The 13,347-nt window shown below is 70.2% G+C and carries 10 protein-coding genes and 1 other RNA gene; 10 read left to right on the top strand and 1 reads right to left on the bottom strand.

Annotation, left to right across the window (positions count from 1 at the left end; translation table 11 throughout):
• Positions 1–11 precede the first annotated feature (11 nt).
• Positions 12–1,001, bottom strand: coding sequence for an AAA family ATPase (locus ASD13_RS02265; RefSeq protein ID WP_055865354.1), 990 nt, complete (start codon positions 999–1,001; stop codon positions 12–14).
• A 144-nt stretch (positions 1,002–1,145) separates the two neighbouring features.
• Between ASD13_RS02265 and ffs the strand changes: the two genes are divergently transcribed.
• The 10 genes from ffs to ASD13_RS02220 all read left to right on the top strand — a co-directional run bounded on the left by ffs (position 1,146) and on the right by ASD13_RS02220 (position 13,228).
• An RNA gene (ffs, locus tag ASD13_RS17105) (signal recognition particle sRNA small type) lies at positions 1,146–1,242 on the top strand.
• Positions 1,243–1,308: 66 nt separating this feature from the next.
• A complete protein-coding gene (locus ASD13_RS02260) occupies positions 1,309–1,920 on the top strand; it encodes a rhomboid family intramembrane serine protease (RefSeq protein WP_055865351.1) in 612 nt (203 codons plus the stop codon).
• Complete coding sequence (locus ASD13_RS02255) at positions 1,917–2,612, top strand: hypothetical protein (RefSeq protein ID WP_055865349.1); 696 nt, start codon at positions 1,917–1,919, stop codon at positions 2,610–2,612. The genes ASD13_RS02260 and ASD13_RS02255 overlap by 4 nt, the downstream gene beginning before the upstream one ends.
• A 65-nt stretch (positions 2,613–2,677) precedes the next feature.
• Entirely contained in the window at positions 2,678–4,810 is a 2,133-nt protein-coding gene (pta, locus tag ASD13_RS02250) for a phosphate acetyltransferase (RefSeq protein WP_055865346.1), read from the top strand.
• Positions 4,807–6,027, top strand: a complete 1,221-nt coding sequence (locus ASD13_RS02245) for an acetate/propionate family kinase (protein WP_055865342.1) — start codon at positions 4,807–4,809, stop codon at positions 6,025–6,027. Before pta ends, ASD13_RS02245 begins: the two co-directional genes overlap by 4 nt.
• A 100-nt stretch (positions 6,028–6,127) precedes the next feature.
• Positions 6,128–6,886 (top strand): HAD-IA family hydrolase, encoded by a 759-nt coding sequence (locus ASD13_RS02240; RefSeq protein ID WP_055865339.1) that lies wholly within the window; start codon positions 6,128–6,130, stop codon positions 6,884–6,886.
• A complete protein-coding gene (locus ASD13_RS02235; protein ID WP_055865336.1) occupies positions 6,883–9,387 on the top strand; it encodes a glycoside hydrolase family 65 protein in 2,505 nt (834 codons plus the stop codon). The genes ASD13_RS02240 and ASD13_RS02235 overlap by 4 nt, the downstream gene beginning before the upstream one ends.
• Positions 9,388–9,432: 45 nt before the next feature.
• Complete coding sequence (locus tag ASD13_RS02230; protein WP_055865333.1) at positions 9,433–11,721, top strand: DNA polymerase III subunit gamma and tau; 2,289 nt, start codon at positions 9,433–9,435, stop codon at positions 11,719–11,721.
• Entirely contained in the window at positions 11,721–12,314 is a 594-nt protein-coding gene (recR, locus tag ASD13_RS02225; protein WP_017829084.1) for a recombination mediator RecR, read from the top strand. Before ASD13_RS02230 ends, recR begins: the two co-directional genes overlap by 1 nt.
• Positions 12,311–13,228 (top strand): DMT family transporter, encoded by a 918-nt coding sequence (locus ASD13_RS02220; protein WP_055865328.1) that lies wholly within the window; start codon positions 12,311–12,313, stop codon positions 13,226–13,228. Before recR ends, ASD13_RS02220 begins: the two co-directional genes overlap by 4 nt.
• Positions 13,229–13,347 lie beyond the last annotated feature (119 nt).

Below are 13,347 nucleotides of genomic sequence, written 5' to 3'. Positions count from 1 at the left end.
GATGAGAGCTGTCAGGAACGCGTCGCGACGGGCACGCGCACCCGCTCGACGATCTGGGTCAGGGCGGCCTCGATCGGCTGTGCGCCTGCGCGGTGCGCGCCGCGCGCCGGGAGCAGACGGTGTGCGAGGACCGGGATGAGCAGGGCGGTGATGTCGTCGGGGATCACGTACTCGCGTCCGTCGAGGGCCGCCCATACCTTCGCGGCCCTGACCAGCTGCAGAGTGGCCCTGGGGCTTGCGCCGAGGTGGAGGTTCGGGTCGGAGCGGGTGGCCTGGGCGAGGGCGACCGTGTACTCCTCGAGAGCCGGGGCCACGTGCACCGCCCGCGCCCACGCGATGAGCTGGGCGATGGATGCCGCGTCCGCGACGGGCGTGACGGCGGCGAGCGGGCTGACGACGTCGCGCTGACGCAGCATGAGCGCCTCGGCGGCGGGATCCGGATACCCCATCGAGATGCGCATCATGAATCGGTCGCGCTGCGCTTCCGGGAGGGCGTAGGTGCCCTCCATCTCCAGGGGATTCTGCGTCGCGACGACCAGGAACGGCTGGGGCAGCAGGTGCGTGGCGCCGTCGACCGTGACCTGACCCTCCTCCATCGCCTCCAGCAGGGCGGACTGCGTCTTGGGGGAGGAGCGGTTGATCTCGTCGGCGATCACGATGTGGGCGAACACGGCGCCGCGCTTGAACTCGAACTCGCGATCGACCGGGTTGTAGACCGACACACCCGTGACGTCACCGGGGAGCAGGTCGGGCGTGAACTGGATGCGGCGCACGGTCGCGTCCACGCTCGCGGCGAGAGCCCTGGCGAGCATTGTCTTGCCGACGCCCGGCACGTCTTCGATCAGCAGGTGCCCCTCGGCCAGCAGGCAGACGAGAGCGCTGCGCACCGCATCCGGCTTGCCGTCGATGACCTGGCCGATCGAACCGAGGATCGCAGAGGTCTGCGCGGCGAACGTCTCGGCATCGATCGATACCGGGATCAGGGGGGCGTTCTCTGGCATGCGTTCCCTCTCACGTCGGCGCAGCGGTGCGCGTTATTCGATCGTAACCCTGCACAGGGTGCGCCGCTCTGGCAGGTTCCCCTGAGGATGCGCGGGGAGGAGAGGCACGATTCGGACCATCGCGCCGGTCGGGTTAGGATGGTTGACGGCTCTCCGCGTGGCGGCATCCAGGCCAATTCCCCCAGGGCGGAAACGCAGCAAGGGTAACCGGGCTCTGCTGGGTGCGCGGAGAGTCATTTTCTTTTCCCGCGGGCTCTCCCGACCGCACGCTCAGGCCGCTCGTGGCTGCACCTGCGACAATCGTCCGGTGACCGTCACCCCGCCGCAGAAGGCGCAGCATCCGCTCGGCCGATTCGCTTCGCCGGTGCTCCTGCTCGTCGTGATGTGGGTCGTGCAGTTCGCCGATGCGATCCTTCCCGGCTCGTTCACCGGATTCGGGCTGCGGTCCTGGGACGTCTCGGGGCTCGGCGGCATCGTGCTCGGTCCGCTCCTGCACGCGAACTGGCAGCACCTCATCGCGAACTCCGTTCCTCTGTTCGTGCTGGGCTGTCTCGTGGCGGTCGAGGGAACGCGTCGGTTCTGGGCCGTCACCGCCATCGTCGCGGTCGTGGGCGGTATCGGCACCTGGGTGTTCAACGCCCCAGGAACCCTGACAGTCGGTGCCTCGGGTCTGGTCTTCGGCTACTTCGGCTACGTCGTGATGCGGGTGTTCGCCCCCGGTCGCGTCGCGCACCGCATCCTCTACGCCGTGATCGCCGTCATCGTGATCGCGCTCTACGGCGGATCCATGCTCGCCGGGGTCTTCGGCGTCGCCGAGGGCATCTCCTGGCAGGGGCACCTGTTCGGCGCGATCGGCGGCGGCCTCGCCGCTCTCGTCGGGCGTCGTGCTCGCACGTCCGGCGGAGCCCTGACGTCATGAGCCCCGCACCGGCATCGAGGGCGAAGCGCCGGCCGGCGACGAAGAGGCTTGCGGCGAGACGCACCAGGACACCGAGACGTCGCACGACCGGCACGAGAGGGAAGGCGGCGAACCGTCGGCGACGTCGTAGGATCCTGCGGCGGACGCTGCTGTCGGCCGGTGCGCTGGCCGTCGCCGTCGGACTGCTGGTGCTCATCCCGTTGGGCCTCGCGCGCGATCCCGCCCCGATCTGCATCGAAGATCCGCAGACGTTCCCCGAAGCGGGGATCGAGGGCTGGACCGGAGAGCAGCTCGAGAACGCCGCTACGATCATCCGCACGGCCGGCGCCCTCGGCTTCCCGAGGGAGGGGCAGATCCTCGGGGTGATGACGGCGATGGGCGAGAGCAGCCTGCACAACATCGACTACGGCGACTGGGAGACGCGCGGATTCACCAATCCCGACGGGACGCGCACGACCAGCATCGGCCTCTTCCAGCAGCAGGAGTGGTGGGGGAGCGTCGAGCAGCGGATGGACCCGGCCACCGCGACGACGCTGTTCTTCGATCGCCTCGGGCGGCTGCCAGAGTGGCAGACGATGGAGCCCTCGCATGCCATCCACCGGGTGCAGATCAACACCGACCGCGACTACTACTCGCGGTTCCAGACGGACGCCACGGCGGTCGTCGACGCGATGTCCGGCCCGTGCGAGTGATGCCGCGCCATTTGCTCCGGTGAGATGCTCGGTGGGTTCACGGGCGCCGCGCCTAAGCTGAAGCCGTGGCGCAGAGCATCTACATCACCTCGGCCGAAGGCCATACCGGAAAGTCGACGATCGCCCTCGGGGCGCTCGACGCCCTCATGCGCGTGTCGCCGCGGGTGGGCGTGTTCCGCCCCCTCGCCCGCTCGGTCACCGCGCGGGACGAGATCCTCGAGCTGATGCTCGCGCACGACGGGGTCAACCTCGACTACGAGGACTGCATCGGCGTCACCTACGACGACGTGCGATCCGACCCCGAGGCCGCCCTGTCGACCATCGTGGCGCGGTTCAAGGCGGTCGAGGCGCAGTGCGACGCGGTCGTCGTCATCGGCAGCGACTACACCGACGTCGCGAGCCCCGCCGAGCTCGGGTTCAACGCCAGGATCGCCGCCAACCTCGGAGCACCCGTTCTCCTCGTGCTCAGCGGCCGCGATCAGCAGCGCCAGGCCGAGCAGCTGGGGACCACCACGGCGCGTCCCGCCGGGGCGATCGCGCAGATCGCCGCCCTCGCGCTGTCCGAGCTGGCCGAGGAGCGGGCCGAGCTGTTCGCCGTCGCCGTCAATCGCGCCGATCCCGAAGCCCTCGACGCCATCATCGAGGCCGTGCACGCCGCACTCCCCGCCGAGAACACCCCGGTGTGGGCGATCCCCGAGGACCGCGCGCTGGTGGCACCGTCGATCCGCGGCATCCTCGCCGCCGTCGACGGCACCCTGCTCCAAGGCGATGACGATCGTCTGACGAGGGAGGCGCTGACGATCGTCGTCGCGGGCATGTCGATGGTGAACGTGCTGCCGCGACTCACCGAGGAAGCGGTCGTGGTGATCCCCGCCGACCGCACCGAGGTGCTGCTGGCCGCGCTGCTGGCCGACTCCTCCGGCACGTTCCCCCGCATCGCCGGCATCATCCTGAACGGCCCGTTCCCGCTGCCGGAGCCGATCGTTCGGCTGCTCGACGGCTTCGCTTCGTCGGTGCCGATCATCACGACGGACCTCGGCACCTACGACACGGCGGTGCGTGTGATGAGCACCCGCGGCCGCATCTCGGCGGATTCGCGCGCAAGGTATGACCGTGCGCTCGGTCTCTTCCAATCCCACGTCGACATCGCGGAGCTCACCGAGCAGCTCGGGCTCGCAGAGGCGCACGTCGTGACGCCCCTGATGTTCCAGTACGGACTCATCGAACGCGCCCGCGCCGACCGTCGTCGCATCGTGCTGCCGGAGGGCGACGACGATCGCATCCTGCGCGCCGCGGCCACGCTCCTCGCGAGGGAGGTCGCCGATCTGACGATCCTCGGCGACGAGTCGTCCATCCGTGCGCGGGCCGTCGAGCTCGGCATCGACATCACCGCCGCCCAGGTGCTGAGCCCGACCGACCCCGACCTCGTCGAGCGGTTCGCCGCGGAGTACGCGCGGCTGCGGGCGCACAAGGGCATCACCCTCGCCCAGGCCGCCGACACCGTGACGGATGTGTCGTACTTCGGCACGATGATGGTGCACCTCGGTCTCGCCGACGGCATGGTGTCCGGCGCCGCGCACACGACGGCGCACACGATCCGTCCGTCGTTCGAGATCATCAAGACCAAACCGGGCGTCAACGTGGTCTCCAGCGTGTTCCTGATGGCTCTCGCCGACCGGGTGCTCGTCTACGGCGACTGCGCCGTGATCCCCGACCCGACGAGCGAGCAGCTCGCCGACATCGCGATCTCGTCGGCGACGACCGCCCGCCAGTTCGGCATCGAACCGCGCGTGGCCATGCTGTCGTACTCGACGGGGGAGTCCGGATCGGGAGCGGACGTCGACAAGGTCCGCGCGGCGACCGCCCTCGTGCGCGAGCGTGCACCCGAGCTGCCGGTGGAGGGGCCGATCCAGTACGACGCTGCCGCGGATGCCGCGGTCGCCAAGGCGAAGCTCCCCGGCTCCGCTGTGGCGGGGCGCGCGACGGTGTTCGTGTTCCCCGATCTGAACACCGGCAACAACACCTACAAGGCGGTGCAGCGTTCGGCCGGCGCGGTCGCGATCGGCCCGGTGCTGCAGGGGCTCAACAAACCCATCAACGACCTCTCCCGTGGCGCGCTCGTCGACGACATCGTCAACACGGTCGCCATCACGGCCATCCAGGCCCAGGGGTCTGCGCAGACGGGAGGCGCTGCATGAGCGCGATCCTGGTGATCAACAGCGGGTCCTCCTCGCTGAAGTACAGCCTGATCGACATCGAGCAGGAGAACCTGCTCGCCAGCGGACTGATCGAGCGCATCGGGCAGGACGTCAGCCCGGTCGCGCACACGGTGCGCCCCGCGGTCGACGGCGACGCCGTGCCGACCATGCTCGATGCGACCTATCGCAGCGAGAGGCCGATCACCGATCACGCTGCGGCCTTCGAGATGATGCGTGAGCAGTTCGCCGCGCACGGCCCCTCGCTCGAGGAGCATCGCCCCGTCGCGGTCGGGCACCGTGTGGTCCACGGCGGCGCCCGCTTCTACGCCCCGACGCTCATCGACGCCGACGTGGAGCGGCAGATCGACGAGCTCGCGGTGCTCGCGCCGCTGCACAACCCCGCGAACCTCGCCGGCATCGTCGCCGCGCGCGCGGTGTTCGACGAGGTGCCGCACGTGGCGGTGTTCGATACCGCGTTCCACCAGACGCTCCCGCCCGCCGCCTACACCTATGCGATCGATGCCGCGCTCGCCGCGGAGCACCGGGTGCGCCGCTACGGCTTCCACGGCACGAGCCACCAGTACGTGAGCGCGGCGGCGGCGGACTTCCTCGGCCGTGACCTCGCCGATCTCCGCCAGCTGGTGTTCCACCTCGGCAACGGGGCGTCGGTCACCGCGATCGACGGCGGACGATCGGTGGAGACCTCGATGGGCCTCACCCCGCTCGAGGGACTCGTGATGGGGACGCGCTCGGGTGACATCGATCCCGCGGCACTCGTGCACCTGTCCCGCCGTGCCGGTCTCTCGATCGACGACCTCGACTCCCTGCTCAACACCCGCAGCGGGCTCGCAGGTCTCGCCGGACGCAGCGACATGCGCGACATCCTCGCCGGGGTCGAGGCGGGGGAGGACGCGGCGGTTCTGGCCTTCGACGTGTACGTGCACCGGCTGCGCGCCTACGCGGGGGCCTACATCGCACAGCTCGGGGGAGTGGACGTCATCTCCTTCACCGCCGGTGTGGGCGAGAACGCCGCGCCGGTGCGCGCTGCCGCGATGGCCACGCTCGGCTTCGCCGGCGTGGAGATCGACCCCGTCAGGAACGCGGCACGCGAGCGCGGCATCCGTCGGATCTCCGCGGATGCGTCCCCGGTGACCGTGCTCGTCGTGCCGACCGACGAAGAGCTGCAGATCGCCCGGCAGACGGCCGAGCTGATCTGATCCGTCCGCGGGGGTTACCCCGCGGCGCGCCGCCGCATTACGCTTGCACAGTGGCACGGAGAGGTGCCGGCCCGACGATCGCCCTTCTCCTGGAGGCTCTGTGCCTGAAGCACTGCCCGACCTGTTCCACGCCGACGGCGTGCTCTTCGACCTCGACGGCGTGCTCACCCCGACGGCCGAGGTGCACATGCGTGCCTGGAAGGCCGTCTTCGACGATGTGTTCGCGCGATGGGGCATCACGGCGCCCTACACCGACGCCGACTATTACGACTACGTCGACGGCAAGAAGCGCTACGACGGTGTCGCGAGCCTGATGCGCAGCCGCAACGTCGAGCTGCCCTGGGGCGATGTCGACGACGACCCGACCGCCGAGACCGTCTGCGGCATCGGCAACCGCAAGAACGCCGCGTTCGCCGCGTCTCTGCGCGCTCAGGGGATCGCGCCGTACCCCGGCTCGCTCGCGCTCGTCGAGAGCCTGCACGTCGTGGGCATCCCGCTCGGCGTGGTGTCGAGCTCCAAGAACGCCGAAGAGGTGCTGGGGGCCGCGGGCCTGCGCTCCTTCTTCCGGATCGTGGTCGACGGCGTCGTCGCCGAACGCGACGGACTCGCCTCCAAGCCCGCGGCCGACATGTTCGCCGCCGGTGCCGCAGCCCTCGGGGTCGACCCGGCACGTGCCGTCGCCGTCGAGGACGCCACGTCCGGCGCCGCATCCGCAGCCGCAGCCGGCTTCGCGACCGTGGTCGGCGTCGACCGCGGCGCGGGCGCCGACGCCCTGCGTGCCGCCGGCGCCACCGTCGTGGTCGACGACCTCGACGTGTTCCTTCCCGCTTCCCGCAACGACATCCCGGAGACCGCATGATCGACCGCGACCGCTTCCCCGTCGACCCGTGGCGTCTGATCGACACGCACTACTCGGAGGAGGGCGTCGGCGAGACGCTGTTCTCCGTCGGCAACGGCTACCTCGGCCTGCGCGGCAACCACATCGAGGGCCGCGGCGCCCAGGAGCACGGGACGTTCATCAACGGCCTGCACGAGACCTGGCCGATCCGTCACGCCGAGCAGGCCTACGGCTTCGCGGAGGTCGGGCAGACGATCGTCAACGCCCCCGACGCGAAGGTCATGCGCGTGTACGTCGACGACGAGCCCGTCTCGCTCGACGACGCCGACGTGCGCGAGTACCGGCGCACGCTCGATCTGCGCACCGGTGTGCTGGAGCGCCTCGTGGTCTGGGAGACTCCGTCGGGAAAGCGCGTGCGCATGCGCGACGAGCGCATCGTGAGCTTCGAGGAGCGCCACCTCGCGGTGCTGCGGCTCGAGGTCGTGGTGGAGAACTCCGATGCCCCGGTCACGATCAGCTGCCAGCTGCTCAACCGGCAGGACGGTGCCGGTGTCTATGCGGGCACACCGATCGGCACGAAGGCCGCGGCATTCGACCCGCGCAAGGCCGAGAAGATCGCCGATCGCGTTCTGGAGCCCGCTGAGCACTGGCAGGACGGGCTGCGCTCGGCCCTGTCGTACCGTGTCGCCGACTCGGGGATGACCGTCGCCGTGGTCGCGGATCACGTCGTCGAGACCGAGAACGAGTACAACGCCCGCACGCTCATCGAGGCCGACATCGCCAAGAACGTGTTCCGCGTGCAGGCGAAGGCCGGGGTGCCGATCACGGTCACCAAGCTCGTGAGCTACCACACGTCACGAGGCGTGCCTCCGCGTGAGCTGGTCGATCGCTGCCGCCGCTCCCTCGACCGCGCGGCGGACGAGGGCGTCGAGACCGTGTTCCGCCGTCAGCGGGAGTGGCTCGACGCGTTCTGGGAGCGCAGCGACGTGCAGATCGGCGGACGCGACGATCTGCAGCAGGCCACGCGCTGGTGCCTGTTCCAGCTCGCCCAGGCGTCGGCGCGCGCCGACGGGGCCGGAGTCCCCGCCAAGGGCGTCTCCGGTTCGGGGTACAGCGGGCACTACTTCTGGGACACCGAGATCTACGTGCTCCCGTTCCTGACATACACGTCACCGCGATGGGCGTACAACGCGCTGCGTGCACGGGTGCGCATGCTCCCGGCGGCGCGTCGACGGGCATCGCAGCTCAACGAGGCGGGGGCGCTGTTCCCCTGGCGCTCCATCAACGGCGAGGAGGCCTCGGCCTACTACGCCGCCGGCACCGCGCAGTACCACATCAACGCCGACATCAGCTTCGCGCTCGGCAAGTACGTGCGCGCGACGGGCGACGAGGAGTTCCTGCGGCGCGAGGGCGCCGACATCGCGATCGAGACGGCGCGGCTGTGGGCGACCCTCGGCTTCTGGCGTGCCTCGCGTCTCGTCGAGGGAGCGCCGGGAGACGGGATCGAGACCTTCCACATCCACGGCGTCACCGGGCCGGATGAGTACACGACGGTCGTGAACGACAATCTCTACACGAACGTGATGGCGCGCTACAACCTGCGCTACGCGGCCAAGATCGTGCGCGAGATCAAGGAGAGCCACCCCGACGACTACGTGAAGCTGGTCGACCGCACCGGCCTCGGTCCGGGCGAGGCCGAAGCGTGGGACCGCGCCGCAGAGGCCATGTACATCCCGTACAGCGAGGGGCTCGGCATCCATCCGCAGGATTCCCTGTTCCTCGAGCGCGAGGTGTGGGATCTGGCCAACACACCCGCCGAGCAGCGACCGCTCCTGCTGCACTTCCACCCGCTGGTGATCTACCGGTTCCAGGTGCTCAAGCAGGCCGATGTCGTGCTCGCGCTGTTCCTGCAGGGCAACCACTTCACGCCCGAGGAGAAGAAGGCCGACTTCGACTACTACGACCCGCTGACCACGGGCGACTCGACCCTGTCGGCGGTCGTGCAGTCGATCCTCGCGGCCGAGGTCGGCTACCAGGACCTCGCGCAGAAGTACTTCGAGCAGTCGCTGTTCGTCGACCTGCATGATCTGCACCACAACGCGGCCGACGGCGTGCACGTCGCCTCCGCCGGCGGGGTGTGGACGGCCCTGGTGTGCGGCTTCGGCGGCATGCGCGACTACGCAGGCGACCTGAGCTTCGACCCGCGGCTTCCGGCGAGCTGGCCGTCGCTGTCGTTCCCGCTCCAGTGGCAGGGATCGACTCTGCACGTGACGGTGACGAAGGACGAGCTGCGCGTGCAGGTGCGCAGCGGCCCCCCGGTGCCGTTCAGCGTGCGGGAGGCCTCGTACATCGCGACGGTCGAGGACGAGGTCGTCGTGCCGCTCGCCGATCAGGGTCCGCTGATCCCCGGTCGCCCGACGCTCCGGCAGTTCGCCGACGCCCGACGCGAGGATGGCACGCGCATGTCGGCGTCCGTTCCCGTGATCACGACGACGATCCCGGTGATCGAAGCGATCGACTGACGCTCGGGCCCGCCGAAGGTCGGTGGCACGCCGTAGGCTGTTGAGGTGACCACAGCCCTCTACCGCCGCTACCGACCCGAGACGTTCGGCGAGATGATCGGGCAGTCCCAGGTGACCGATCCGCTCATGACGGCGCTGCGCGGTGACCGGGTCGGACATGCCTACCTGTTCTCCGGGCCTCGCGGGTGCGGAAAGACCACGTCAGCGCGCATCCTGGCGCGCTGCCTGAACTGCGCCGAGGGGCCGACAGACGTGCCCTGCGGCGTCTGCCCCAGCTGCGTCGAGCTCTCGCGCGCCGGCGGTGGATCGCTCGATGTCGTCGAGATCGACGCGGCGAGCCACAACGGCGTCGACGACGCACGCGACCTGCGCGAGCGGGCGACGTTCGCCCCCAGCCGCGACCGGTACAAGATCTTCATCCTCGACGAGGCGCACATGGTGACGCCGCAGGGCTTCAACGCACTGCTGAAGCTCGTCGAAGAGCCGCCGGAGCACGTCAAGTTCATCTTCGCGACCACCGAGCCAGAGAAGGTGCTCGGCACCATCCGCTCCCGCACGCACCACTATCCGTTCCGGCTCGTGCCGCCGGCCGCGATGCTCGAGTACGTCGCCAAGCTGTGCGCCGAAGAGGGCGTGATCGTCGAACAGGGTGTCCTCCCGCTCGTGGTCCGCGCCGGTGGCGGCTCGCCCCGTGACACGCTCTCGCTGCTCGACCAGCTGATCGCCGGCTCCGACGCACCTGCCGGATCCGAGACCGTCACCGTCGGCTACGCGCGCGCCGTCTCCCTGCTCGGCTACACGCACGGCGCCCTCCTCGACGAGATCGTCGACGCGCTCGCCGCAGGAGATGCGGCAGCCGCGTTCCCCGCGATCGACCGCGTGGTGCAGACCGGGCAAGACCCTCGCCGTTTCGTCGACGACCTGCTCGAGCGCCTGCGCGACCTCATCGTGATCGCCGCGGTCGGTGCCGGTGCCTCGGCCGTTCTGCGCGGTATCGCGGAAGACGACCTGGAGCGCATGCGCACCCAGGCCGACGTGTTCGGCTCCGTGCGGCTCTCGCGCACGGCCGACGTGGTGAGTGCGGCCCTCGACGACATGTCGGGTGCCACATCGCCGCGTCTGCACCTCGAGCTCATGGTCGCGCGCGTCCTCGCCGGCGCGACCGAGGCTGCAGCCGTGGCGCCTGCCCCCGCGGGCGAGCGTGCGGTGGCCCCCGTCCGTCAGGCCGCCCCGACGGTCTCCGCTCCCGCCCCGACGGTCTCCGCTCCTGCTGCCGCGGCATCCGCACCAGCCGCGGCGTCCGCACCGAGTGCCGCGGGCGCGCAGAGCCCCGCCGCGGAACCGAGCCCTGCTCCCGAGCAGAGCCCCGCCGCGGAACCGAGCCCTGTCGCCGAGCAGAGCCCCGTCGCCGTGCAGAGTCCCGTCGCCGCGCCGGCGAGCGAGACCACCGCGCCGGAGGCCGCTCCCGCCGAGCCGGCCGCCCCGCAGGGACCGGTCACGTTCGAGCGCGTCCGTGCGGCCTGGCCGGCGGTGCTCACGCGGCTCGAGAGCATCAGCCGCACATCCTGGCTGCTGGCCACGGCCGTGCAGCCGCTGGCCTACGTCACCGAGACCGAGGTGCTGACGCTCGGGTTCACCAGCCAGCACGACGTCGCGAAGTTCAAGGGGACGACTCCGGGCTCAGGCCCGTCCGATCACCTGCGCTCGGCGATCGAGAACGAGCTCGGCGTGCGGGTTAAGTACCTTCCCGCGCCGATGCCCGCCGGGGGCGCTCCGCGCCAGCCCGCATCGTCCGGCGCATCGACACCGGCCGATTCCGCCCCCGCATCGGAGCCTGCGTCAGCGGGGTCTCCTCGTTCGCAGGTCCGTGGCGCATCCGCATCGTCGGTGACGGAGTGGGCCGTCGCACCGATCCCGACCGCGCACGAGGAGCAGGTGCGCGACGCCCCGGCTCCTTCGGCGCCCCTTCCCGTCGACGAGGAGCCCGAAGAGGTGGAGGCTGCGGCCTCGGCTCCGGTTCCCCCTGCGGACGGTGTCGTGGACCGCGACGAGCCCCCGCTGCCCGGCGACGACGAGGCTCCGGCCTATGACGACGAACCTCCGTACGACCCGTCGTACGAGCCGCCGGCCGAGCCGTCCGTGTCGCGCCACTCTCCTCCCGAACGGTCCGCGCCGCAGACGCAGCGCACGGCCGTGGCCGCTCCGCCGGTCGTCATCGAGCGCTCGCCCTCCGTCGGGGGAGTGCAGCGCTACGGTGAGGCCGTGATCCGCCAGGTGCTCGGCGCGACGTTCCTGCGCGAAGAGCCCTACGAGCCCCCGACGAGGTTCTCCTGATGTACGACGGCATCGTTCAGGAGCTGATCGACGAGTTCGGTCGGCTCCCCGGCATCGGCCCGAAGTCCGCCCAGCGGATCGCCTTCCATATCCTGCAGACGCCGACGTTCGACGTCGCACGTCTTGCCGAGCTGCTCAGCGAGATCCGCATCCGCGTGCGGTTCTGCGAGATCTGCGGCAACGTCGCCGAGCAGGAGCGCTGCGCCATCTGCCGTGACCCGCGTCGCAGCCAGGCACTGATCTGTGTGGTCGAAGACGCGAAAGACGTCGCGGCCATCGAGCGCACCAGGGAGTTCCGCGGCCTCTATCACGTGCTCGGCGGAGCCATCAGCCCCATCGCCGGCATCGGACCGGACGATCTGCGCATCGCCCAGCTCATGACCCGTCTCGCCGACGGCACGGTGCAGGAGGTCATCCTCGCCACCAACCCGAACCTCGAGGGGGAGGCGACTGCGAGCTACCTCAGCCGTCTGCTGACGACCATGCAGATCACGGTCTCCCGTCTCGCCTCCGGGCTGCCCGTGGGCGGCGACCTCGAGTACGCCGATGAGGTCACCCTCGGGCGTGCCTTCGAGGGCCGACGGATCCTGTGAGCCCGAACGCGGGTTTCTCGCGTCGCGGCTGGCTTCTCTTCGGAGCCATGGCGCTGCTGTGGGGAGTGCCGTATCTGTTCATCAGTGTCGCGGTCGAGTCGTTCTCGCCGCCGGCGATCGTGGCGGGGCGCACGCTCATCGCCGCTCTGCTGCTGTTGCCGTTCGCGATCCGCAGCGGTGCGTTGCGCGCCGCGCTGAAGCACTGGCCGTGGGTGCTCGCCTTCGGCGCGGTCGAGATGGCCGGGCCCTTCCTGCTGCTCGGCCACGCCGAGATGACGCTGCCTTCGGGAATGACCGGTCTGCTCGTGGCGACCGTTCCGCTGTTCGCCGCACTGATCGCCCTCGGCGGCGGCGATCGTGGAGTGCTCCGGCCTGCCCGCGGGATCGGACTGCTCATCGGTTTCATCGGCGTCGCGATCGTGGTCGCCGGTCCCGGGCTCTTCGGCGGCGAGGTCAGTCTTCTCGCTGCGGGGGAGGTGCTCCTGGTCGCCGTGCTGTATGCGATCGCTCCCTTCATCGTCGCGCGCAAGCTCAACGATGTGCCCTCGCTCGGCACCATCACCCTGTCGCTTCTGATGATCGGCGTCTTCTACCTCCCGATCGGTCTGCTCACCCAGCATCAGGTGCCCAGCGTGCCCTCGATCGCCGCGCTCCTCGCGCTCGCCGTGATCTGCACGGCGGTGGCGTTCCTGGCGTTCTTCGCGCTCATCCGGGAGGTGGGGCCGGTGCGCGCACCGCTGTTCACCTACGTGAACCCGGTGGTCGCGATCATCCTCGGCGCGATCGTCCTCGCCGAGCCCCTGACCCCCGGCCTGCTGATCGGCTTCCCGTTGATCATCATCGGCTGCTGGTTCGCCGCCACGGGCGGACGACTGCGTCCGGTCTCGGCTCAGGCGCTCCCGCCCGCCCTCTAGCCGCGCTCGCGCATCCGGTCACGCGGACGAGGCCAGACAACCGGACGGGTGACACATGCGCAACGGAGCATACGCGCCGATCGTAGAATGAGCGTGGGCGGATCCGCCCGTCATCCCAG

The organism is Microbacterium sp. Root1433D1 (genome assembly GCF_001426835.1).
Lineage (GTDB): Bacteria > Actinomycetota > Actinomycetes > Actinomycetales > Microbacteriaceae > Microbacterium > Microbacterium maritypicum.
This window is presented reverse-complemented; position numbering and strand designations above follow the sequence as displayed.